Raw genomic sequence first — 24,465 nt, 5'->3', positions numbered from 1 at the left:
GAAGCAACTCCGCCTTCCTTCCTGCTTCTTACTACTGCTCCCGCAAAATCCGCCGAATTTCCAGAATCGCCTCGGGCGTCTCCTGCACGCTGTGGGAGAACGGAATCACCAGCTCCGACGTCGCGCCAGGCAAATGGGCGCTTTGATAGGGCACCAGCCCGTCGTCCGAGTACAGCAAGTCTTTCTTGGGCGTGTCATTGGCAATAATGCTGTGATAACGCACTTGCGTGGAAATGGGCATTTTGGAGGTGATCTGCATGAAAGGATCGCTGTCGCGCAGGCTTTCCACGCCATTGGGCAGAATCAGCATCTCATCTTTGGCGGGCGTGTTGCCCACAGCCACCTGGCTAAGTTTATTGAGCTGAGTCACCACCGTAACCGGCAAGGTAATCAGCGCTGCCGCCAAGCGTGAAATACGATTTCCCGCAAACGGTGTGCCCTTGTGAGGCGCAGCAATAAAGATGGCTGTCGTCACGCCGGGCAGGGGAGAGAAGTGCACCACATTGCCAAACTCCTGATTCATTTTGGCAATGCTGACATCATCCATTTGATAACGGTCGCGGGCCGCGTCTTCCAGCAGATTATCGGACGAGGACACCAGCAAACGTCCCAGTACACCGCCCATGCTATGACCGATCACCACAATATTGTTCGAGGCGATGGCCTTCCTGTCCGGGTCAAAATGCCGGAAGGTTTCTGTCAGGGCTTTGCGAATCTCGGCATTGTTGTAGGGCAGGGGCAGATTGGTTGGATAGTAGACCTGCCAGATCTGATAGCGATCCCGTAATTCCTCATCGCCCAGCACCTCATTGGCGACGTTAATCCAGGCTTCCGGACTGCTGGCCAGGCCGTGCAGCATGATGATGACGCGGCGGTTCGGATCATAGGGTTGCAGCAGGAACACATGCGGGGATTCAATACCACCGTCCCGTCCCAGGACGGTGCGCAAAGCCCGGGTCGAGAAGTCCGAGCGTGCCAGCCATAGACCGTAGGCAGAGGTGTAATTGGCCGCCAAGGGCACTTGCACGTCTTTTAGTCGGACGCTGGTTTGCTGGTACGGATCGTAGCCAATAATTGTGGCGTCGCGGGTTTGCAGAACCTGGGACAGGGTTTCGCCGGGGAAAGTAATAATCCCCGTCACTGCCTGGAAGGGCGGTTCGCTATAGGTGCTCTGAAAGCTGTTTGGCGTGACATCCTTTGACTCGTTCACGACCACCATCTCGGCTCCAAAACCATCGCGCCGATAAATGCTGCGCACCCCGCGGAATGTTAATTGAGAGGCCGGAATCAGCTCATGGGGCTGAGGGGCGGTGGCATCGCGTATCTGGGACAGATCGCCACGAATACGCCATTGGCCAATCGCTATGGTTTTCTGGAAGGCGTAGCTGGTGTCGTGGTACCTGGCGAACAGCAACATGGTTGCCTGCTGTACCGCGTAGTTGTAATAGTCGCGCACCTGGGTCTGGCGATCCTCAAAGGCCCGGTCTCCTGGTCTGCGATCCGTGAAGAACAGATAGGCGTAGGCATAGCGGGCGCTTTGCAGATAGGCATCGAACAGCTCGGTCGAGAAGTCTGGCCGGGCATTGCGCCGACCTTGCAAGCGCAAGGCCTCTTGTGTCCAGATCTCGGCCAAGGTGGCCATGCGCTGTTCAGTGTCCAGATTCCATAGCTCGGTCAGCCTGGAGGAGCAGTGGGGAATGTCTTTAGCGCATTGCTCGGGCGCGATAGCCAGACTGGTCAGCGTATCGCGTGCAGAGGCGCTGAGCTTGTTGGTAGTCAGAATATCGCCACGGCGCTGGGCAATGTAGTCCTCGGTGCTGACGGTGGCGATTTTGACGCCGGCGCAGCCGCTAAGCATTACGGCCAGAAATGTGATGGCCCCAGCCTTGTGCAGCCCGCCCCTGTGCCCGCCAGATACAAGCCGCTTCAGGCTTGTCGTGATGGCTTGTACCGGTGCCAGGTCAAGCAGCGTGTTCCGTACAGGATTCATCAAGGCCATCACGTTCTGCAGTGGGTTTGTTGACAGGTTTAGAGGAGCTTATTGCCGTGATACGGACTCAAGCAGCTGTCTTGCGGCGTCAAATCGGCAGATCTGCTGAGTGTATCCGTGTTCGAAGTGCGATATTAACCCATAGGCCTGGTACTGGCAGTAGCCGGTTCTGGGTTGTGCAAGCGTGCTTCGTTTTCTTTGCTGCGGGCGCGGTAGGCGGCTGGCGGCAGGCCAAAGCGTTTTTTGAAGGCACGTGAAAAGTAGGCGGAGTCGCTAAAGCCCCACTGGCTGGCAATGTGTGCTGCTGGTGTATCCCACTTGTCCGGGGCACTCAGTTCCTGGGCGCAGCGTTCCAGGCGTCGTCGCAATGTATAGCGCTGCAAAGTCTCGTCGCCTTGCTCAAATTGTCGATGCAATTGGCGTACCGAAATCTTCAGGCGGCTGGCAAGCTCCTTGGGGCTGAGAGGTTCATGCAGGGTTTGTTCGATCATGCGCTCGGCCAGGCCGCGCAAATCATGCTTCTCCAAGAGCGGGCTGTCGTTCTTGAGCAAGGGGGCCAGCAGTGTAATCAGGGTGTTTTGCAGCGATGCGCCGTGCTGTGGGTCAAGCGGTGCGTAGGACTGTGGGGTCATGATGCTGAGCTGGCGCAGCAAGGACTGCAATAGCTGCCCATGAAAATCCTTGTGCTCCAGTTTGCCAAAGCGGTTCGCGTAGAGGGGCACGTACTGATCAAAGGTTTGGCGGTCCAGATGCACCGATAGCTGGTTGATGATGTCCGGTGAGCGCATCTCGTAAGGCTGGGCGGAGTCCAGCAAGGCCAGGTCGCCAGGACGCAGAATGAACTGCTCGCGATCGGTACGGATGGCCATGGTGCCCTGGCGTTGCAGGACGAGGAAATAGAAACGATCATCGCCACGCGTCAGGCTACCGTGTTCGCAGCGGACAAGGTTGGCATTGGTACGGATGTCAGCGATGTCCAGCCCGCCGAAGTCATTGACCTGGAAATTCCCGAAAAAGGGTTTGTCCTTGCTGGGGCGAAGTGTCACCAGTCGGCTGCATACGGCCTGGACCAAGTCGTTCCAGTGCTCGAAAGCATACTGGTTTTGAGTAGTCAGGGATGATCGTCTCGGGAGATTGCATGCTCGTGGAATATTCTACTGATCGGTGAGTCGCCTGCTCCTATGGTTTTCACTTAGTTTGGCAGGCAGGGTCAAGCCTGTGTCGTGGAGAGTCAATGGGCGTGCTGTCTGTGCTTCTAGAATCCTCAGGAAATATTTTCCTTGAGGCTTAAACATGTCCAGACAAGAATATGACTATATCGTGGTAGGGGGCGGTTCAGCCGGCTGCGTGGTGGCCACGCGCCTGATTGAGCACAATGCAGGCACGGTGTTGTTGCTGGAGGCGGGTGGGCCGGACAGCAGCCTGTTTCATACCATCCCGGCAACCGTGGTCAAGGTGTTCCAACAAAAGTCCTGGCCGTATATGACGATCCCCCAGCCTCACTGCAATGGCCGCGAGATGATCATTGCGCAAGGCAAGGTGCTGGGCGGGGGCAGCTCGGTGAACGGCATGATTTACATCCGTGGCCAGCAAGAGGATTTCGATGAATGGGCTGTGCCAGGATGGGGTGCGCGGGACGTGTTGCCGTACTTCAAGTTCGCTGAGGACAATGAAAGCCTGAGTGGGGAGTACCATCGGGCAGGCGGCTATCTGGGTGTCAGCGAGAACCGCTTCCGTCACCCCATGACGCAGGCCTTTGTGCGTGCGGGTCAGGAAATGGGGCTTGAGTATGTCAATGACTTCAATGGGGCGTCGCAGCAAGGGGTAGGTTACTACCAGACAACCACGCGTTCCGGAGAGCGTTGCAGCACATCCAAAGCGTATTTGAAACGTGTGCGAGGCAATGACAAGCTGACCGTGATTACAGGGGCCCTGACACACAAGGTCCTGTTTAGCGAAGGCCGCGCAGTTGGGGTGGAGTTCAGCGAGAAGCAGGGCAGTGTGCAAACGGCCTGGGTGCGCAATGAAGTCATTCTTAGTGCAGGTGCCTTTGGTAGCCCCAAGATCCTGATGCAGTCTGGCATAGGCCCCAAAGAGCATTTATCCGAGCTGGGAATTGACACCTTGCTGGATCTGCCCGTAGGCAAGAATTTGCATGACCATTTGCACATGTCCTTGAATGCGACCACGCACGCCAGCAACAGCCTGCTTGGCGAGGACAAGGGCCTGCGCGCCATTAGCCACATGTTTCAATGGGCGGCGTTCCGTAGCGGTTTGCTGACCACGAATGTTCTGGAAGGTGGGGCTTTCATCGACAGCCTGGGCGTAGGACGGCCAGATATTCAATTGATGTTCCTGCCTGTGCTGGATAACTTTGACAATACGCCCGGAGAAAAACCACCTGCGCAGGAACACGGTTTGACCGTCAAGACAGGTCATGTTCGGCCTGAAGCAAGAGGGCAACTGCGTTTGCGCAGTAAGGACCCGCAAGATCAGCCCCTGATTGATCCTAATTATTTAGGGACACAGGCTGATCTGGAAGGACAGATTCGGGCAGTACAGGTGGGACTCAGGCTGATGGAGCAACCGTCGCTCAAGGCTTTAATCAAAAAGGTCACCGCGCCCGAAGAAATGGATTGGGGGGATACCAAGGCGTTGGAAGCGTTTGTACGGCAAAACATCAAGACGGTTTATCACCCAACGGGTACGTGCCGATTGGGGCAGGATAGCGCCAGCTCGGTGACAGGCCTGGATTTGCGCGTCCATGGTGTACCCAATCTGCGTGTGGTGGATCTATCGGTTTGCCCTATGGTGACCAGCGGCAATACCAACGCGACAGCCATCATGATCGGGGAGCGTGGAGCGGCACAGATATTGGGTCGGCCTTTGGCGGCTTTCGAACCGGAGCCTGTTCGTGCACCTGCATCCAGTGGCTTCCGCTGGCATCCATGATGTATCCCGCCAAGCCGCATCGGTCGTCATTGCTGAGGCAGATGTCTTGCATGAGGTTGCCCAATGATTCATCGTTGATCCAAGCGCATAGGCGATGATCTTTGCCTTCGCATCGTACAGGAAGAACAGCCGGAACCGCCTTCCAGTTGTTTACCGCCGTTAGCGGCGGGTGGGCCTATCTTGGCTGCATTTTTCAACCTAGCTGGTTACGATTAGATTTAATATTGAAATTCAACCATGGGGTCAATTTTAGGGAAAAATCTATCAACTCCAGTGGCGACTGATTAGATTTTGACGTATATTTCTCACATGAGTGAACATTCGCGACATCAGATAATCAAACGCCTGCAGGCGGAGCTTCCTCGGGGAGCGCCGTTCGATCTTGCCGTGCTTGAAACCTTCGGCGTGTCCCCCAAACTGGCCGCCCGCTACGCCGAGAGCGGCTGGCTGGTGCGCCTAGGGCACGGCGTCTATGCCTATCCCAACGACAACTTTGACGCCAGTGGTGCGCTGCGGCTCCTGCAAGGGCGGGTCGCCGGGCTGCACATCGGCGGCAAAAGCGCCTTGGCGCTGCAAGGGGTTCGGCACAACCTGGCCCCCAGGGAAACCTTGGTGCTCTGGGGCGATGCCCGCTTCGCGTTGCCTGCCTGGTTCACCACGCGCTTTCCATCGCGCTACGTCAATGCAAGGCTGTTCGAATGGCCCGACGATGACCTCGCCAACAAAACCCTGCATACACCACCCGGACAGCCTGCTGGACTGCGGGTGGCAGTGCCCGAACGCGCGGTGCTGGAGTTGCTCTACGACACTGGCACGCGGGAAAGCCTCGAAGAGTCCCGCAATCTGTTCGACGGCCTGCGCTCACCGCGCAAGGACGTGCTCGGACGGTTGCTGGCCTGTTGCACCAGCGTCAAGACCGTGCGCCTGTTCCTGACCTGGGCACGGGAAACCGGCGTTATTGACGTGGATCAGTTGCTGGCGCAATACCCAGTACGCTCCGGCAGCGCCAGGCGCTGGATGAGCCGGCTGGATGACGGAACCTTGTTGAGCCTGAACCCTCATGGATAAACACTACGCCGACACCGTCCGCCTGTTGTTGAATATCGCGCCCGATGTGTTCAACAACGACATCTTCGCCATGAAGGGTGGCACTGCCATCAATTTGTTCCTGCGGGATATGCCCCGCCTATCGGTGGATATAGATGTGGTGTACCACCCCTGGCAGACTCCACGTGATCAGGCATTAGAGGATATCAACCAAGAACTGGTCGCCATCGCGCAGCGTGTCGAACGCCTTGGCGTACAGACAAGGCTGATCCGCAGCAAAGACCTTGGCGACACCAAGCTGATCGCCGAGAACGAGGCCAGCCAGGTCAAGGTCGAGGTCAATGTCGTGTTTCGTGGCACGGTGCTACCCATCGAGCGCAGGCCGTTGAGTGCCCGCACTGGCGATCTGTTCGGGGTCGAATTTGCGGTACCGGTTCTCGCCCCGGACGAACTCTATGCAGGCAAGCTGGTTGCCGCCCTGGATCGCCAGCATCCGCGGGATCTGTTCGACGTCTGGCAGTTGTTCCAGACCGGAGGCTTGACCGATTCTATGGTTGAGTGCTTTGTGGTTTATCTGGCAGGGCACAACCGGCCCATCCATGAAGTGCTGTTCGGCAACGACAAGGACATCGTGGCCGAATATGAACGCGCGTTCGTTGGCATGACGGAAGTGGACTGCCCACTTGAGGTTCTGCTTGAAACCCGCAGCCAACTACGCCAGGAACTGCCGCAGCGACTGAGCGCTGCCCATCGGCAGTTCTTGAGCGGACTGGCACGCGCCCAGCCCGACTGGTCGCTGCTGCAGTGCCCGCATGCCGACCAGTTGCCTGCGTTGCGCTGGAAGCTCGCCAACCTGGCAACCTTTCAGAAACGTCGCCCAATAGACTTCGCCGTGCAGGCTGATGCGCTTGATGCAGGGCTGTTTTCTCGTCGATGAGCAGAGCCCTCCACCACCCTGAATTCGAAAGCCAGAAATTACAGACTGGCTCCGAAGACCTGGACGTACCACAGTTGTCTTGATCTAGAGCTTTCGGACATTAGCAACCGACCATGCAGCGTCAGCCAGTTATTTGTCATCGCCAGTGTAATACTGACTCACCTAAGCAATGATGGTGGCCTTTTAGCCGCTGACAATGTTGACTCAGGAGCAGTCAGTGGAGATCAAGGTAATGGCGCGTCGTGGCGTCAGCATTCGGGAGATGGCCAAGCAGTTGACCACCAATAAATCATTCAGCCTTGATCGCTACGTACCTGGTGACGTCTGTTGAAACATGACTTCAAGAGCGCCTGAAATCCTAGAGTCGATCACCAAAGGCTCCTGCTCTAACCAAAGACCTTTGTCCACGAGATCATGCACCAACTTGGGCGCATGACGAAGATCAAGCCCAGCAGGCCATGGCTTTTTCAACTTCCTAGGCTCGACGCATTCGGCCCAGAAGGACGGAACGAACCAGCACAGATCCGACCGAAGCTCTCGTAGTTTCAGGAAGATTCGTACGCCGTTCGGGTCGAGATCACCAAAGTGAACAACAGGAACCTCGGGCTGCACCTGAGCGAGTAGATGCACAACGGTGGCTATGTCCCAGCCTGGGACATGAGCAAATAGCCATCCGTCTAATATTGGTAGGTCACGCCAAGCGCCAGGGTTTTCCACCAGCAATACCGCGCGCAAGGGACCTTCCAAGGTAAGGCCATCTAGGAAGGCCCGCTCCGGGATCGGTGCTTCACCAAGAAAACGGGCAAGCTTCCATAGATCCAGGACACCCTGCTCGGTCTGTGCCACCAATCCGCGTGGTGGCCGCAAACGTAACAATCCGTCGTGTGTCGCTTCGGTGCCGGCAAGCATGGCTTGCCGACGCGGCGTCAGTACCGCCTTGGAGTGGGGGGCGGTTAGCGCGGCCGCAGTCCGGCGATTGAGGCGTCTTGGCAGCGCCGGAAGCCGCCCTGCGCGGCGCGAATCTTCCAAGCGAGCCCAACCATCAGGTGTAGGAGAAAATCCACCCGCTGTAAGTGCCGCCAGAGCTTCCTGCCAGTCCGGCCATACCCGCTCAAGCAGCGCAACGAGCTCAGTGCGGCGAGTCTCTACCAAGGCAATCTGATCACGCCGGCCGGTCGTGCGGATCCAGGATAGCTCTGCCAGAGTGTCATACGCTTTCGCCTGTGAGGCGCGGCGCTTGAGCGTCCCCTGCACCAGCAACTCGAGCAAAGCGATGCGCTGCTGCGGCGTCCACCACATTAGCCTACGCTCCTAATGCGACGACCGAACACCAGAACTTCCTCCCGCCCCTCCGGCGTCACCTGGCGCACCAAGCGATAAGTCGTATTGCCTTCGGCACGTGCCACTTCGGGGGCCGCGATCATCAACTGCAGATCCAGTGTCTGACACAAATCGAACAGGACGCCGAGATTGTCCGGCGACAGGCGGTTGGCTTCGTCCAGGAACAGGAAACGCAGCGAACCTTGAGCGCGCTTACCGCGCAGCAAGGTCGCATCGCGTTCCCATTCGGTGAGAACCACCATCATCAACGCGGCACCGACACCGATCGCCTCGCCGGTCGACAAACGTGTCGGGTTGGCGACTTCCCACTCGGTGCCGGACTTGCGACGGATCTCCACCTGCAGATGCACGTATTCCCGATAATCTAGCAGGCGCTGCCCTGCTGAACGCCCACCGCCGTAGCGACGAAAGATTTCATCGAGTGCCTCCTCGATCGGCATGTCAGCCTGGAACAGCAGCTCCTGGGCCGCACCTTCACGCAGGGCGCGTAGGATCTGTTCCATACGTTCGACAGCCTGCATGCGCACACGGATACCCTGAATGCTGCCGAAGCTGACCTTTTCTAGATTCTTGGTCAAGCGAGTGACTTGGCCACGCGCCTTACGGATCTGTACGTCAATGCCGCGTGCTACGTCTTCGCTAGCTCCACGCAGGTCGCTTTCCTGACGGGCGAGACGCTCTTCGAGGTCAGACAGTTGGTCGCGCAGCCGGATGAGCGCTTCGCGCGGGTCATCGACCTCGGCCACCTGAGCCGGCAGGCGGCGGCGCAGCCAGTCGCGCACAGCCAGCCAAAGCGTCAGGATGGCATCAGCGAAGGCGGTATCGGAGGTATCGCGCAACTGTTGCAGTTCGGTCAGCAAGGTCTCCCCGCCGCGCGCACTACCTAGGCGTTCCAGTAGGACACCTCGGCGTATCTTGGCTTCCTGGACAAAATTAATATGGCCACGGATGTCGGCAAACTCTTCAGGGGTTCTGGTCAGCAACTCGCCCACCAGACCATCGCGCATCGCCCAGTCAAGTAGGCCGTCCCAGCGCTTACGTGCCGGCTCGGCCTCGCGGCGTTCGATAGCGAGTTTGTCGTCGGCAGATTGCAGATCCTGCTGGGCGTTCTGTAAGCCATGTTCCTGGTTGCCCTTGGCCGTCAGCAACTCATCGCGCCGCGTCCCATGGGTACGCAGTTCTTGTTCCAACCGCATCACCTCGGCACCAGCCGCCGACAGGGCATCCTCGGTGGGAGCGGGTATGCCGAGGTAGTTGAAATGTTCAGCGGCGGATTCATGTTCCTGTCTTGCGTTGTCGTACTGGCTTTGCACTGCAAGAAAGCGCTCGCTCGCCTCGTCATACTGGGCTTCCGCCTGGGTGACCTTGTTTTCGCTATCTTGTTGTAGCGTTTCGGCTTCGCTCAGTTGCTCTTGCAGCGCCGGAACCAGTTCTTGCGAGTCTTCGAGCCGACCTGGAGCTTCCGCCCAGGCCAACGCTTCGGCGTTGTCGCACAGATATTCGAGTGCTTCGATCCCGGCATCGAGCTGCTGGCGCCGCTTCTCCAATGCATTGGAGTGAAGCGTCAGGTTTTCTATATCCGTGTCCGACAACGGAAGCTGGCGCAAGTCACCAAGCCCGTGCTCCACACGTAGGACATCTTCCTGTTTGGCGGCGATCCAGCTTCTGGCCTCGTCTGCTTGCAATGCTTTTTCGCGGAGGACTTGAACGCGCTCGCCATGATCGGGGGGATCGAGCAGCATCGCCTCGGCCAGCAACGAACGCAGTCTGCCAGCACGCGGCTGCAGTGTCTGTGCCGCTGTAGCATTGCGATCAGCCGTTTCGTGCTGCTGCTCGATCTGTTCATCGACCAAGGTGATCGCCTGCTGCGCCTCGGTGATGGCACTTGCAGGATCCCCCGCCAGCCAGATATCCAGCCCAGCAAGTAGAGCATCGCCATCGGCCTGCAGCCGCTCCAGCGTGCGCCGTGAACTCCTCATCGCATGCAGCTCGGGGGCTTTCTCTTCGGCCTGCGCCTGCAGGTCGGCTGCCCTTTTCTCGCGCGCCCGCCGCCCTATGCGCGGCTTGGTGGGAATGCGGGACAAGCGGAGAGCGATACCGTCTTGGATAGCAAGATCGCCTTCGCCGGCAATCGTGGTGTCGGAGGCTTCTGCCAAGCGATAGAGGTCGGCATCACGCGGCACCAGTAGCACGTCAGCTAGTTCCTCTGGCCGGTCCACAGCCGCAAGAGCTGCTGCTGTGAGATCATCGACGACCAATGCCTGCACCAAGGCCCCAAGCCGGGCTTCCAGCACCGCAGCCTCCTCAATCGCCACTTCTTCGTAACTACCGGCCAGTAGTTCGGCACCGAGCCTGTCCTTGAGCTGCAACAACGCAAGAGAGAACGGGCCTCCGGCCGCCAGTAAATCGCGCGCCTCCCGGATCAGCCGCTCCTGCGCTTGCTGTGCCTGCTGTTCGGCCCGGCCTGCCTCGGCGTACTGTTTGCCTAAGAGAGCACGGGCTTCATCCAGGCTGCCCCGATCCTCTACTCGTGTACCGAGGTGTTCGGACAAGCGCATAGCGCATTCCGTCAGCTTCCGCCATTGCGGCTCGCGTGCCAGCAACTGCTGATATTGTTGCTGGAGCTCCTCGCGCCGGCGTCGTAGCCCGGCAAGTTCGACATTAGCCGTCCGTTGCGCCTGCTCGTGTGCGGATCGTTCGGCTTCAGTATTGGTGAGCAAAGCGTTGACGACTTGCGTGGCGGGCGCCTGGGTCAAGACCACACCCAACTCGCTCGCCTGTGCGTGCACCCGAGCCTGCCGAACCTGCAACTGTTGCGCTTCGGCCAGTTCACGTTCGATGCTGGGAACCTGATCAGCAAGTACGCTCAGTTGCCGGTGAAGACGCAACGCTTCAGTAGCCGCATCGTACGCAGCGATGATTTCGACATCCCGTCCCGTGAGCCGCCGCACAGCCGCCATGAGCTGCGCATGCCGCTTACGCTGCTCCAACGCATCGGACAGGCGTGTCCTGGCGTCACGACGCTCCTGATCGATGGACTCGAGTGTGTTACGTGCCGATGCGAGGTGATCGACGAACTGCGCCGGGAGCAAAGGGGCAACCTGCAAAGTCATCTCGGCTTCCCGCAGTCGTCGGGATACTTGGCGATAGGCAGCGGCCCGGCGATGCAGTTCCTCTATGCCCCGCTGCAAGTCGGCGAGCCCCTCAGCGGCACGTTTGTATCCCTCCTGGGCACGCTTGAGTTCCTCGCGGTTGCGGATTCGCAACGTTTCAGCCTCGCTTCGCAGCCTGCCAGATTCCTGTGCTTCGCGCTCGGTCTCCGCGAGATGGATAACACTCTGTTGCAGCGTGCACTTTGCCGCCAAAGCATCCTTCAGCTTGGAGTGCCAATTGCGTGCGGATTCGAGCACTCGATCCAGTTCGCCCTTGCGAGCATCAAGCTCATCCAACTCGGCCAGAGTCGCGTCGAGTGCTCCGCGCGCAACTTCCTGCGTCTGGAAGGCCTGATCACGCGTGCTCTGAGCCTCGCTCACCCGGCGTGCCAACTCGTCGGCACGTTCGCGAGTAGCGAGGAAGGCCGCGCCGAACATGGCCTGGCCGGCTTCGAAGATACTGCCGATTTCTTGCTCCAGGCGGCGCGACTCTTGCACTTCTACCCGCGTGCGCCGGCAGGAATCCAGATTCGATCGCATCCTCTGCAAGGTATCAGCGAGGCCACTTTGCTCCCTGAGCAGGAACGAGCGTAGCTCCGAAGTGAGCACCCTTGAGATGCCGCCGGTCATGCTGGTACGCAACATATCGTTGAACTTATTGCGCTCCTCGTCGGTACCAAGGCGCAGGGGCATGACTCCCTGATCGAATAGCGCGGCGAAGTACTCCCGGGCGGAGGGATAAGATTGTAATCGCCCACCGAGCCGCGCCGCGTTGTCGCGCAACTCCTGTAACTCCGGCACAGACTCGACGCCCCCCTGCGCAACCAGCAGCAGATCCTGCAAGCGAACCGCAGGGTCGAGGCCCCAGACTATAAATGGGGTGGGCTCCACGGAGGGTTCACCTTTGCGCTCCAGATGTACCCCTGCCAGTAGCCTCTGTGCACCCGCAAGGGCAAAATCCACCACCACATAGGAAGGGCGTCCGGGATCACCGAGACGTCCCCAAATACCCTTGTCGCCGCCAGTCGCTCCAGTCTCGCCGAGATTGGTGAAGCGCAGGCGGGACATGTCGGGCAGCAGAGCGACATAGGCAGCAATCATCACCGTGGTCTTGCCGGCACCGTTGCTGCCCTCTAGCGCAGTGACATGCCGATCGAGTAGATAGCGCTCGTAGAAGACACCATTCCAATTGACTAGGGCTAAAGCATCAGCACGTGTTCGACTCATGACGACATTTCCTCCCCTTCCGCGTCGCCGCTATCGTCATCCATGTCGTTAGCATCACCCAGTAATACCTCTCCACGCGCAACCAGCCGCTCTAAGGCGTCGCCGGGATCTGCGAGCCCGCGAACCGGCTCGGCAAAACGCATGAGTGTCGGACGCAGGCGCAACCTGGCAGCATCAACCACATCGATAAAGCCCAGGTCAGCTAGCTTACGCAGCGCCTCGTCCGCCTTCCCACGCACAGTTTCAGCGGCGATGCGTTCGTCATACTTGCGTCTACGCGGATTTAGCGTACGCACCAGCGCATCGGTGCCCAGCAAGCCGGAAAGCCGCTGCAATAGCGCTTCCCGTGTCGCCATGCCACCATGCTGCAATGTCGCGGGATCGAGATACAACAGCGCCAGTACCTGCCCGACGAGCATTTCGCCGACCGACAACTGGCGGCGCCCTAGCCGCTCGCCGCTGGGCAGCAAATAGAAATAGCCATCGCTCTGCTGGATCAGCTCGCCACCGAAACGTCGATAGAAAGGTTCGAGCAGCGCCTGTGCCTCCACCAGGTAATCGTAGAGGCTGCCGTCATCTCGGCCGATATGGCGTCCACGTCGCAGCATCAGATCCACCTCGGGGAATCGCTCGTCGACTATCACCTCTTCCAGAGAATCGAATACGGCATCGCTCACTCCACTTTCCTCCGACCCTGGACAGTCCAATCCTCGACTTCGAGCTGTTCGCCCACCTCTCGCCATGGCCGCTCGCGGCTCGAACGCAAGCGGACTAGCCTCGCAGTTGCGTCGGCGATCCGACCCGCAGCCACGTACTGGCTATCGTCGGTCAACGTGGCTAGTACCTGCACCGTCAGCCCCGCCAAGGTATCTACGCCCTCGTCGAGCGCCCGACTCACCATCACTTCGATGTCTGCCAGCGAATTTTCAGCCTCCACCCAGGCTGGTTCGGCCTCACGATCAGTCCTTGGCCTGGCCACTGCGGGACGCTCGACGCGTGCTTCAAGTGGACGCAGCAGGCAGATGGAACCCGCATGCGCAACCAATAGATGGAAAGACCTGTTCTCCCAGTCCGCGATCTGATCGCGCAAGCGCTGGCTCAGCGCCCGACCAGGATCCAGTCTGACCACGTCGCGCAGGTAACGGTGTACATACTGGTAGTACTCGGACCATGCCTTTTGGCGTGCACCGCCCCAGGCTCCGATCCGGTCTACATGTTCGATGACCCGCTGTGCGGCTTCCTCGGCTTCGACATTTTCTGCTGAAACGGCCAGAGTCTGAATGTCCTGGAGCAACGCTACGAAATGGTGTGTGTCTCGCAGCAGGATTTCATTGAGTTCGCGCAATGTGTGGGTTGTTGCGTCGAGCAAGCTCTGGCATCGATCGATTGCGCTAAACCAGTCGGTCGACAGCAGGCTAGCGATTTCCGCCTGGATTTCCTCCTGCTGGGCATCGAGCCCGCGCTGCCGACGTTCGATACCCGCCACCATGTCGCCAACCGTGATCCTCAGAGGTGCGACCACTTGCTGACGCCAATCCTCATCACTATGGGCCTTCCTGGCTGTCGCTAGGATGTCGGCGAGTTGAGCGCGCAAGGTACCGGTTAGCAAGCTGAGGTTTTCACGAGTAAGGGCCTCGTCCGCCAGAAAGTATTCGATCACCGCAGCGGCAAGCCGCGTCAGCGCATACTCGCCCGCCCGCACGATGCCGGCGCCATCAACTCGGGCCAGCATGCGCTGCTCGCGTAATCGCTGAATGGCGTGGGTCGCGCGCTTGCGCGGATTTTCGGCAGCAGGTTCGACGACGTCGCAGACCTGTTCGAAGAGGTCGATCAGCAGATACTCCTCGAACGACGCAAGTCCAGCCTTGTCCGCTCTCAGGTACAGACCTGCGAGAAAGCAGACATCCGCTGTTTTCAGGTCAAGATTGACCTGATCCCGTACCAGCGAGGCGATAAGGCGATTCGGATCAGATGCTGTCATAAGCGCTGAGTAGGCTTCTCTGCTACGCAGTATGAATGTATCCAAGCCTCATATTGTTCAGGCATGGACGACCCCCTGTGCATTGGCCTGCTGCTCCTGAGTTTTGGCCGCGATCTCGGAATCGTCTGAGTATGCTTCTCGCATCATCATCTTGTAGTGAGCCAAATGCCCGGATTTGACGAAGATCGCCTTGAAGATATTCAGGTAGCTTTCCACCATTGCATCGTCTACAGCGACATACAGGTCATCGTGTGCGAAGTGGGAACCATCGTTGACCCATGAAAAAAGCGATCGACATATGACCTTCTCACGCCCCTCGAACAGGTTGCAGATGTCGTCGGTATCGGTTCCACCGAGGATCTTAAAGTAGTTTTCAAGAATGCGCCTGAGGGTGTTCTGGATTGAAAGGTTGGATCGGTCGGCCCGTCGTACCTCCGCCCACAGTAGTTCGTATGAGGTGACTATCGGGTTGCTTGTGTGGGCCTCTACTCTTGAAGAGTGGTGGGATTTTCGGACGACCCAGAAGGTTTCCTCGCTGCGCATCGCGTTTCTATCAGTGCGCCGGGCGTTGAAGGTCACTTCCTTGTGGAAGTAGACGTTATGGGTCAGTACGAAAATCTGTTTGATGTGACCGGTCCCTTGGCGCACCTCATCGAACAGCGCCTTGATTAGGCTGCTAATGATGAAAAGGATGTCGCTATCCAGACTCGACACAGGATCGTCGAAGACCACTATACGGTCAGTCGTCACGCCGCTTTCCGAATCGCTACCTTTGAGCAGATGGTAAAAATAGAGGAAGGTGATGAAGGTACGTTCGCCTTCGCTCAAGGTTTCCTTCGCATCCATACCATTCGGTCGCTGCAGCACATAGGCGGTACCGCTATCTGCCTTGGCTAGGGAGAAACCATGAAAACCGAACGAGGCTAGCAAGGCATTTATTGCATCGATGGTCGGCTGGATGCTGGTGGTCGCACGCTCCAGCTCAGCTATTTCTTTCTCCACCTGACGCCGGTCTGCTTCTGCCGTTTCGATCTTGCCGTTCAAGGCAGTGATCGCGCCCACCAACCCTCGCTTCTTCGTCGAGTAATCCTGCAATGCGGGCGCCAGCTCGATCGCGACGATGTGTTTCCACACCTGGCTTGCCAATTGCTGCTTTTCTTTGCCCAGATTAGCTACCGTAGCGTTGTGTGACTCGATCTGCTTGTTGGCAAGCGCCAGTGCCTGGGAGATCGCGCCCAGAGCGTCAGCCAGAGGTTCCAGTGCAATGAGCTGGCTTGGCTCGCGTTGCTTATCGGCAAGATGCTGACGATTGAGGGCAATCCGAGAAGCCAGCAGCGCCACTTCTGTCTTCAGTGTTTCCGCATCGAGGAAGCGGGAAGGCGCATTAAGGATCTCGGACAATAGCGCCAAAAGGTGATCGGCTGCCGCGGCATAGGTCTTAGCCAGTTCATCAATGGCACGACTGTCATCCAGAAACGTTTCGTCGAAATAGGCCTCCAGGCTGGCCGCGAACGAGGCTTCTGTGGTTTGCTGGCAGAAAGGGCAGACTCCTGTCGCCTCATCGAAGTAAGCCCGGCCCTGCCGCACCCAATCGCTGTTGCCCAGCGCCTTGATCATTGCCGCGATATCGACATCTTCCCGGCCCAGAACGCGCTTGCTCAGGATCGGATTCGATTCGTGGGACAACAGCGCATCGAACGAAGGCAATACGACGCGGGGCTCCAACACAGGTGAGGGGCCAAAAATGGTCTTGGCTTTCTCCTGGAGATCGGCCAGCGAAACCAATGCTGCAGAATTCCCAGCATGCTCCTGCAGCACACGGACCTTGAAGTTCTCGGCATTGTTGCGTACGCCCTGGAATGCCAAAGCGAATGCACTATCGTGCTTTTTTTTCTGGGTCCAGCATGTCTCCTGAAACCAAGCCTCGAGATCGGCGAGTTCTTTGCGTTTTCCTCCCAGACCATCCAGCCCTTCTAGAGTCTCCCTCTGACTGCTGATGCGTTCACTACAGCTACCGGAATCCTGTTTGAGTGCCGCGATCTTGGCAACATTCTCAACGTTCCTTTCACCGAGGGTGAAGATGCCTTTGAGCTTTGCGGAAGGGCCGAAATTACGTGCAACGAAGTCGCGGTTGTAAACCATGGCCTGAAGAGGCGCACTGCTCTTCCAACCAACATGGCAACTCGGGTAACGATTGGGGTCAGCGATCACCCGGGAAATTGTGGTTTTGCCACACCCATTGGCACCGTAGATGAAATTGAATTTTTTCAGCTCATCAAGCGTTTGTGCTTCTTGTCCATACGAAGCCACCCCTGCTATCTGTATCGCTTCGATCATCGCTTCTCTCCCTTGAGGATCGTTGCCAATCTTTGGCTGACCAGGCATTAAGTCAGATTACAACGTTTACTCAAACACCACTAACCTGCCGCGCGTAACTGCAAAAGTAGCTTCACTGCAGCCTGCCGTGAACCCACTTCCCAACTAATCGACCAGGTGAAGTTCAACTCTAGATTGATCACTTACGAAAACCGGCGGCGGCTTAATAGCACATCACTCCCAGCGCACTCGGGTATCGGCACTCTGTCTCCGAGTTTGACATCACGATGCTTCTTCAGATGAGGTCCGCTTTTGGTTGGTTTCCCACTGATCAATAAGTTTTCCCAAGCTGCTATGGAGAGCCTTGAGGCTGTCACTTACCAGATCCTTCAACTGCACCTCGTCCTTCGGATCGGCATACACAGCTCCCACAGGGTCAGGCTCTGTAGTGACTGAGAACGCGGCACCTCCATCATCAAGCATATTCCACGACACTCTACTCTGGGGAGTGCGGTCAACAAAAGGCTGCCATTCTTTGAACGCGTCCAACAGCGCCAACTCACTGGGGTCAAGATGCGCCGCAGCCGCTACAGCGGGCTCCTTGGCTTGTTTGAGTTGAGTGAGCGCAATCCCTGCCAGCATGGCCCTGCTCATCGCGTCGAACATCTCACGTAGATGAGTCTCGTCAGGCCGCCTTCTCGAATAGTGAGCCCAAGGATTCGCCTCCGGTTGAAGTCGTCTCAGGATGTCGAGAGCCTCGCGGCATCCCGAAAGAGGATCGACGGGTTCCGGGAGCGCGGAACGATGCGACCATAGCTTAAGAATCAAGCTAACCGCGTCGCGCTCCAATTTTGCCTTCTTGGCACCGACTGCTAGCTCCGCTGCTTTAATTGTCTCGGCCAGATGGTGGGCCATCCAACGTTGAAGCAATTCGCCTCGCGTGTCCAGCCGCAGCTCATCGACGATCGCCGAGCCAAGTGCCAAGGTGTCCTTCGGCGATGCTGAGTTCGCCATCTCCGGTGAGTCGGTAGATGCGGTCGAACTGCGCCCGGGGCTCTTCTTTCTCGAGATTGAATTGTTGGTCTGATTTTTCACGTCGATCCACCTCCACTTCCACAATCAAATCGCACCCTACATCGTTCAGAAACTGGCCGAGCTGTCGACGATGGGCAAGAAGCCGATACCCTTCAGAACTAAAGCCACCGCGATACCTGTCGTCAGGTACTTCTGCGCCCCAGGATTCAAAAAGGAACATGGGTTCCTGGTCTGTCGCATCTGACCGGGACCACCTCATAAAGCCTTCGGGATCCCGGACTAGTGAGCAACGTGCCGTGACGAGGCGCCCAGGGCGCATGGGAATGTAAGCGACCGAGCCTTTGAACTCGTCTTTGTCGTCCAAGCCGCCATCCGCTTGGACTGAATGCAGCCAACCAGTGAGCCTGAATGGACCACTGCTTTCTTCGGCATCCTCATCCTCTTCGTGGGGCAACCTATAGTCCCAAGCGCTCTCCATGGTTTGAAGCGCGCGGATCAACGCAGGGGCCGTGCGGCGGTCAGCCAGAGCGCTCGACACCGCTATAGACTCCTCCTGCTTTTCTAAGCAGCGCGTCGCGCGTGCATAGACAACCGCATACTCTGGACGATCCTCCGGGAAAATCTCCTGCCGGTGTTCACCCTCGTCGACGGATTCGACCCACACGCGTGTATCGCCTGGGCTGAAGAACCAGTTCTGAAGTACCAGCGGCGTGGGGCAGGCTAGGTCAATCGACCAGAGCGGAGGTTCGGCAGGTCGGTGGTTGCGGATGCGTTCGTCAAGGCTGTCCCAACTGCCGCCAGTTCGGTCGGGTTTTGGCAGCGGTTCTGTCTTGAGCAGTTCACCGGCGGCACACCACATGGCGTGCCATTCGAGGTAGGTGCTGAAGCGCTCGACGGTCGGAAGCGAGCCGTGGCTATGGCTGGTCAGGTTGTAGTTGTATCGCTCCAATGAATTGCGGCGTGGTTCGTGGTCCCAGCGGTAAGTGTCCTCATTGGCACCCCACATGTCGACGATCCAACGGTCGGCCTCCGCGCAAAATGCATCAAGGTCGACATTGGCGAAACCACCGACGATATTGCTGTACCAGTAGGGCTTGGTATCCATTTCATTGAAGTGAAAGCGTGTCGTGCGCTCGGCCGATTCTCGACCGCGTGCCAGTCCATGCCTCCTGCTTTGAACAGCCTGCTTCATATGAGGGACGCTGGACTTGTTGACGCGCTCCAGCACGGCTCGAGCATCAGCTCGCAGGGGTGTCCAGCCCGCAGCGATCAGTGCCAGGCATGCATCGCTCGCTACAGCCCGCACCAGCATGTGTGGAAAGTCATCATTGAGCGCGATTCTGAGGAGCACATCGCCAGTTTGGAAAGCCATTTCGGGTCGTTCGTGAGCGATGCGCTCCCAGGTAAGGACGAACCATAGACGGGCGGCGAGCCAGTAGAAGGGGAGCTCGGTCGAACGAAATGCCGGCAATTGGCGCACTTCGTACATGGATGCCAGGTTTCGCATCGCGGCGACGCAGCCGGTCGTGGCAAGCCTGCGCGCAGCATGGGCTGCTCTCCAGCGCACACGGAGATCTGGATCGCCAAGACATGCGAAGACCGCTCCAGCCGCTGCCGTGTCGACATCCGTAGGGTAGTCGTCATCTGCTGGCAGCGCCACGCGATCAGCATCCGCAAGCCTATCCACAAGCCGACTCGCGTACCACTGAGCTAGGCCAGCGGCGTCTCCCGCTCTGAGGTGATGCGCAAGGAGGCCGACGAGATGGTGTATACGCTCAGCACTGAGGCGGCTGACATTGGCACCGATACCGGCGAGCATGAGGTCGGTGAGCTCAGCCGGCTGCAGGTCTACCAGTGCCAGAACTGTCTCGAATCGATCTTCATCGTAGCCATATGGTTTGGCATAGTGAACCAGGCTTGACTTGATGCGCTCGGGCAGATTGGACTTGCACCATTGAGCTACAGCAGGTGACGTCGCCCTCCATTCCTGGGCAGCGTCCACAAGCGCCCAGGACGTATCGTGCGAACTCCGGTCGGCCGCGAGAAGCCTGAGGGCATCCAGGTGCTTGACGCGGTCTCTGAGCGGCACTGCAAGCCGAGCCTGCCGCAGCAGACCGCGAACGCTGTCATAGCGCTTCTGAACCCGAAGCTCGTTCAGCCTTGCATCGAGTGCCCGGCGAAGCATGTCGGCATCAGTTACCTCCAGCGAGGTCCAAGGGCGGTCGGCGACGGTCTCTTGACGATCCGACCGCACATACTCCGCGCGATATCTATCGCCTTGTGGTTTAGGAATTTTTTCCACGAAAGCCTCTTGTGCCAGCAGAGCTGAACACCACGACCCAGACAGGCCGGCTTGCCGGATCAGTTGGCTGAGTCTCGGGTTCCGGTCCCGTCGATGCCGGATCAGGGTGTCGTGGGCGGCCGCTTCGGCCAGTGTCGCGGCCTCCTCAGAGTCGGTTGCGATTGCCAGGGCCACGGCCTCGTTGACCGTATCCCCATCTGAGCGGGTAAGCAGGGCCAGTGACGATGCGTGCGCAGGAGGGAGCCAGCCTTGGGCAAGGCCTGCCTGGAGCAGATCTGGCAAGGTATTTTGAAGTTCTGCGACGTTCTCGTCGTCCCACCTGATGACGTCCGCAAGCGCTCGTGGGCCGTCCAGCCGTGCCAACGCCGACATCGCAGCAGACCACGGAAAGCCATCGTAGCCGTCCAGCCGCAAGCTGGCGTCAGCAACCACAGTCGTGACATTGCGCGACAGTTCTGCTTGAGCAGAGAGCAGACCTACCCCACGGGTGACGAGCTTATCGAGCAGCTCGATCTGCGTCATGGCTTCGCGGTCTATGTGCGCGGCGACCTGGACAGCGTTGTTGAAGACGGCATTCGCATCATGCGGACTGATTGGTCGCAGAAGCTTGGCCAGTTTCACCATATTGGAACACTTTTCGGAAGCACCTGCGCGTTGTCGGAGCACGTTTTCAGCCGCACGAACAAGATCGGCCGCGAGCGCGGTGTGCAATTCGATGCATAGTGACTGTCGCGTGATGAGCTCATCCGAGGGCGAGATGCCAGAATCTACCCATGACCAGTGAAGTGCATCTGAACTTTGTTTGGCGAGCGACGGAGGAAAGCCCACCGCAACAAGATCCATGAGGCTGATCGCAGTTGCAACCTTCAGGTCGCGGACTTGATGGGAGTGTCTGCGACGGTATTCACTGTCGCTTGCCTTGCTTGCAGTCGAGGTGAGGTCCGCAGCCAATTCGTCCATCGAAGCACCGCCAATGATCGCCCGTGCTCGCGCACGGTAGATCGCAAAAACAGAGCCGACCAACTCCTTCAGCTCAGCATCGTGTTCCTGCTCATGCCGACGAGTATCTTGCCGGACGTGTGCTGCACCCTCTAGACCCGATGGTTCGGCAGGCCTTGGTACGAAAAAATCTTCCGACAATGGTTCATGACCACTTCGAATGCGCTGCAGAACGAAACTGCGCAGCAGCACATCCAACTTATGCGGCTCATAGCTGCTGCGCTGCTCAATGCGCCGCAGTTCGGGGGAATTGAGTTCTTCCAGCAAGCAATCAGCAGCGGCGCACGGTACCTTTCGGGCTACCAGGATTTCTGCTGCGGCGACAGCAGTACGCAACAGTGCCCCATGCCGGGATTCCGTTGAATGCCGCTGTTCAAAGTACTTCCGAATAGAAAGGCGCCTCCGGCACAGGGCAGCAAGTCCGTCGGAAAGTGCTGCGTTCGACACTTTGCGACCGGCATTTGCCAGAGAAACCGAGCACAACAGCTTGCCAATCGGATCAAGGGCATCGCTGGCACACACCGTTTCCACGGACTCTGCAAATCCTGCATTGATCAGCCTGGTCGGAAGTTGAAGGCCAACAGCGAGCGCAATAGCTGTCGAGGGACGCCAAGAGCGCAGCACTTTCAATGCTGAATCGACACCGCGCGTCAGCAGTGCTGATTCGACCAAGCAGCCGATGTGCTCATCTCCGATGGGCCAAGCCTCAGCCCGGCACTGTTTGTCGGACTGGTGCGTATGTCTGGCATCCAGCCAGGCGCCTAGCATGCGTCGGCTTTCGCGAACCATGACAGCGTCACCGTCTTGAGCGTGAAGCGCCATGCGATGAAACAGAAATGGTCCATGTCGATCCATCTGTTTGGGATCGGACAACAGGAGTCGCCCAACGGTTTCGAATGCGAAGGCGGCTGCCATTTCCGGATTGGCAAGCAACAAATCTCGAAGAGCTGCTTCCGTTTTCATCCCGTCAGCACCTCGAAGCACGAACTGCAGCGCACGTGGGACATCGCTAATCGCGCGGCATACTTGTATCGCAAGTCTGAGTCTTGAAATTTCCGCTTCCCGCCGTATCACGGGGTCAGCGATGATCGCAGGCGACGGCTCGCGGTCGACAAGTTCGATCAGCTCGATATGACGGCCCGTTGCGACCAGTGCCTGGGCGACATGCATTGCCGCATACGGGTTGATTGCACATTGGGCGAGCATCCATGAGGCAGCAGATTTTTGCACCGCTGCCATTTCCACAGCATTGCGGTGGCGCAAGAACTCCTCGAAATCCTCGTCGGCGAAGCTCAGCATGGCATCGCGCAGCTTGACGCCTGGCGCTAGATCAGAGCATATGTCGAGCACCTGAGCTGGTTGGAGGCTGGTGATTTGTGCCAGTGCGTCAACCGGTATTGGTCGCGGCATCGTGATCAGTCCGGCGCAAAGTCGGTCGACGTCGCCACGACCGGACTTCTTGGTCGCAGCTCCCAGGCGGGTATCGAAGACATCATCCAGGTTCTTGCCCGTTGGCCGCAAGCGGTTCAATGCAGCTTCAGGATCCCCATCGAGCTGGTCCAGCGCATAAGACTGCACGCGCGGAATACCACCGGACAAGTCATGAAAGTCGGTGATCCATTGATCAGAAGCATGGGTCCGCCGGCGCACGAACTCGGCAGTCTGGGCAAGGTCGAAGGGAGGCAGTTCGATATGTTTGTAGCCGGCCGGCAAGTCGAGTTGGGACATGCGGCCTGTGCGTGCGCTGACGATGAAGCGAACGTTCTCCGGGATCGTTTCGATGCGAACGAAGTCCAGGACGAAGGCTCGCTCGGCGGGCTGACGACCTTCGGCTGCAATGATGGCGTTATCCGCAGCATCAATCGCGATCACGAGCAGGGCTCCGGGTTGTTGTGCACGGAGTGTGGCCGCAGCATGCTCCAGCCTTCGCACAAACAGGCGGGGCATGTCGTCTCCGCCCGAGCGCGCTAGCAACAAAGGCAGTCCAAGTTGGATTGCGCTTTGGTTGATGAGCTGCATGTAGGCATCGGTCGCGCGATGTCGAAACGCGCTGGGATCCTGGTACGTGCCGCCTCCGTAGCAGTCGAAGACGACCATTGCCGACCCACCGGGGAGGAGTGCACAGATCTCCTGCAGTACCGTGGTCTTGCCGATTCCGCCTTGACCATGCAACGCAATGAACTGCACACCCTCGGACATCGCCTGCACTACCAGCGCGGCGGACTGGCGCTTGATGGGCTTATCGACCTGGGTAAATGCAGGGGGACAGGGAAGCAGAACGTCGGAGGAGTATGCTCCGTAGTGGAGGAAAACCGCACGGCGTGTGATCACCTGGCCTGCATGCTCGGGTCGCATCCGAGCGCGGACATACTCCCTCAGGCGAAGCACGCCATGCAGTAGATCACTTTCGCTCCATCGTGAAATCTCGGCCAGGACGCGCTCCTCAGCGGCAAACCGAGAGCCGGCACCTGTCTCGAAGTGCAATGCAGACCAGAAGGCTGTTTGGTCTTGCTGCGGTAGGGCCGCTGCTTTGACCATGCGCTCTTCATCCGAGCCGCTCGTCCAAGGTTCAAGGCTGGCTGCCTGCGCTAGCCGTTTGACACAGTCCACCAGTTGGGTGGCAGCGGGTTGATTGCTGACAAGCTTGACTTCTATGGACGCCTGTGAGGGAGCGCGCGAACGCATAGCACTCCACGCCCTGGCAAGCTTGCCGAGAACTGACTGGCCCGGCTTTGCGGCATGGCTGAATCGAGCGACTGTCCAAGGAGTTGTGGGTGCCGCTGCGGAGTATTTGAGCTGCTCAATCACGACCCGTGTCGCTTGCTCGCAATTCTCACTACCGAAGTAAAGAGCGCAGTCGACAGCATCCCAGGTTCCGTTTGGAGCGCCTGCTTCGTCTTCTGCGGCAACACCCTCGAAAGTGATGGCCTGCAGATCGTCCTCACCGGAAAGCAGCCGGATGGCGTGCCTAGCGGCCCAAAGCTCGTGGAAATCGTCGCCAGCATTCGACGCCCGTGCGCCTAAAAACTCTGAGGCCATAGTTACTTGAATCTGGTTTTCTTAAATGTCTTGGTGGATGAAAACACCGGAAACTACAGAAAAACTCGCCGCACTATCTACAGGTTAGTCAATAAAGACAATGCTTGCAATTTTTTGCAACGCTGAGTCGCCTTTAAAGGGCAAAGT

The 24,465-nt window shown here is 58.3% G+C and carries 12 protein-coding genes and 1 pseudogene; 4 read left to right on the top strand and 9 right to left on the bottom strand.

The features are described 5' to 3' along the window. Positions 1 to 31: 31 nt before the first annotated feature. Entirely contained in the window at positions 32 to 1,999 is a 1,968-nt protein-coding gene (locus tag KOE80_RS09720; protein WP_226349006.1) for an esterase/lipase family protein, read from the bottom strand. 125 nt (positions 2,000 to 2,124) lie between these two features. Next, on the bottom strand, positions 2,125 to 3,105 hold the full coding sequence (gene feaR, locus KOE80_RS09715) for a transcriptional regulator FeaR (protein WP_226349040.1): 981 nt from the start codon (positions 3,103 to 3,105) through the stop codon (positions 2,125 to 2,127). A gap of 178 nt (positions 3,106 to 3,283) precedes the next feature. Between feaR and KOE80_RS09710 the strand changes: the two genes are divergently transcribed. The 4 genes and pseudogenes from KOE80_RS09710 to KOE80_RS09695 form a co-directional block, all read left to right on the top strand. Beyond that, positions 3,284 to 4,942: a GMC family oxidoreductase gene (locus KOE80_RS09710; RefSeq protein WP_226349005.1), complete on the top strand. Its 1,659-nt coding sequence runs from the start codon at positions 3,284 to 3,286 to the stop codon at positions 4,940 to 4,942. Between the two features lie 309 nt (positions 4,943 to 5,251). Then, positions 5,252 to 6,010 carry a type IV toxin-antitoxin system AbiEi family antitoxin domain-containing protein gene (locus tag KOE80_RS09705; protein ID WP_226349004.1) on the top strand — a complete coding sequence of 253 codons (759 nt, stop codon included), beginning with the start codon at positions 5,252 to 5,254 and terminating at the stop codon, positions 6,008 to 6,010. Next, positions 6,003 to 6,926 (top strand): nucleotidyl transferase AbiEii/AbiGii toxin family protein, encoded by a 924-nt coding sequence (locus tag KOE80_RS09700; RefSeq protein WP_226349003.1) that lies wholly within the window; start codon positions 6,003 to 6,005, stop codon positions 6,924 to 6,926. The genes KOE80_RS09705 and KOE80_RS09700 overlap by 8 nt, the downstream gene beginning before the upstream one ends. Positions 6,927 to 7,122: 196 nt before the next feature. Next, positions 7,123 to 7,239: pseudogene (locus tag KOE80_RS09695) on the top strand (IS21 family transposase); the annotation flags it as partial. Here KOE80_RS09695 and KOE80_RS09690 read toward each other — a convergent pair. From KOE80_RS09690 to KOE80_RS09660, 7 genes are all read right to left on the bottom strand, one after another. Then, positions 7,233 to 7,835 (bottom strand): Wadjet anti-phage system protein JetD domain-containing protein, encoded by a 603-nt coding sequence (locus tag KOE80_RS09690; RefSeq protein WP_226349039.1) that lies wholly within the window; start codon positions 7,833 to 7,835, stop codon positions 7,233 to 7,235. The pseudogene KOE80_RS09695 and the gene KOE80_RS09690 overlap by 7 nt on opposite strands. Positions 7,836 to 8,224: 389 nt before the next feature. After that, complete coding sequence (mukB, locus tag KOE80_RS09685) at positions 8,225 to 12,646, bottom strand: chromosome partition protein MukB (protein WP_226349002.1); 4,422 nt, start codon at positions 12,644 to 12,646, stop codon at positions 8,225 to 8,227. Continuing rightward, complete coding sequence (locus KOE80_RS09680; protein WP_226349001.1) at positions 12,643 to 13,323, bottom strand: chromosome partition protein MukE; 681 nt, start codon at positions 13,321 to 13,323, stop codon at positions 12,643 to 12,645. Before KOE80_RS09680 ends, mukB begins: the two co-directional genes overlap by 4 nt. Beyond that, positions 13,320 to 14,627, bottom strand: coding sequence for a hypothetical protein (locus KOE80_RS09675; RefSeq protein WP_226349000.1), 1,308 nt, complete (start codon positions 14,625 to 14,627; stop codon positions 13,320 to 13,322). The genes KOE80_RS09680 and KOE80_RS09675 overlap by 4 nt, the downstream gene beginning before the upstream one ends. Before the next feature lie 57 nt (positions 14,628 to 14,684). After that, on the bottom strand, positions 14,685 to 16,964 hold the full coding sequence (locus KOE80_RS09670) for an AAA family ATPase (protein ID WP_226348999.1): 2,280 nt from the start codon (positions 16,962 to 16,964) through the stop codon (positions 14,685 to 14,687). 261 nt (positions 16,965 to 17,225) lie between these two features. After that, positions 17,226 to 17,957, bottom strand: coding sequence for a hypothetical protein (locus KOE80_RS09665; protein WP_226348998.1), 732 nt, complete (start codon positions 17,955 to 17,957; stop codon positions 17,226 to 17,228). After that, positions 17,899 to 24,318: a hypothetical protein gene (locus tag KOE80_RS09660; RefSeq protein ID WP_226348997.1), complete on the bottom strand. Its 6,420-nt coding sequence runs from the start codon at positions 24,316 to 24,318 to the stop codon at positions 17,899 to 17,901. Before KOE80_RS09660 ends, KOE80_RS09665 begins: the two co-directional genes overlap by 59 nt. Between the last annotated feature and the right edge of the window lie 147 nt (positions 24,319 to 24,465).

Source organism: Alcaligenes sp. 13f, from assembly GCF_020496585.1.
GTDB lineage: Bacteria > Pseudomonadota > Gammaproteobacteria > Burkholderiales > Burkholderiaceae_B > Alcaligenes > Alcaligenes phenolicus.
The sequence above is the reverse complement of the archived record's forward strand: the minus strand, read 5'-3'. Positions and strand labels throughout refer to the sequence as shown.

Coding starts and splice junctions, on each gene's coding strand:
- KOE80_RS09720 (WP_226349006.1), bottom strand. CDS start 1,999: ATGGCCTTGATGAATCCTGTACGGAACACGCTGCTTGACCTGGCACCG.
- KOE80_RS09710 (WP_226349005.1), top strand. CDS start 3,284: ATGTCCAGACAAGAATATGACTATATCGTGGTAGGGGGCGGTTCAGCC.
- KOE80_RS09705 (WP_226349004.1), top strand. CDS start 5,252: ATGAGTGAACATTCGCGACATCAGATAATCAAACGCCTGCAGGCGGAG.
- KOE80_RS09700 (WP_226349003.1), top strand. CDS start 6,003: ATGGATAAACACTACGCCGACACCGTCCGCCTGTTGTTGAATATCGCG.
- KOE80_RS09690 (WP_226349039.1), bottom strand. CDS start 7,835: ATGCTTGCCGGCACCGAAGCGACACACGACGGATTGTTACGTTTGCGG.
- mukB (WP_226349002.1), bottom strand. CDS start 12,646: ATGAGTCGAACACGTGCTGATGCTTTAGCCCTAGTCAATTGGAATGGT.
- KOE80_RS09675 (WP_226349000.1), bottom strand. CDS start 14,627: ATGACAGCATCTGATCCGAATCGCCTTATCGCCTCGCTGGTACGGGAT.
- KOE80_RS09670 (WP_226348999.1), bottom strand. CDS start 16,964: ATGATCGAAGCGATACAGATAGCAGGGGTGGCTTCGTATGGACAAGAA.
- KOE80_RS09665 (WP_226348998.1), bottom strand. CDS start 17,957: ATGGCGAACTCAGCATCGCCGAAGGACACCTTGGCACTTGGCTCGGCG.
- KOE80_RS09660 (WP_226348997.1), bottom strand. CDS start 24,318: ATGGCCTCAGAGTTTTTAGGCGCACGGGCGTCGAATGCTGGCGACGAT.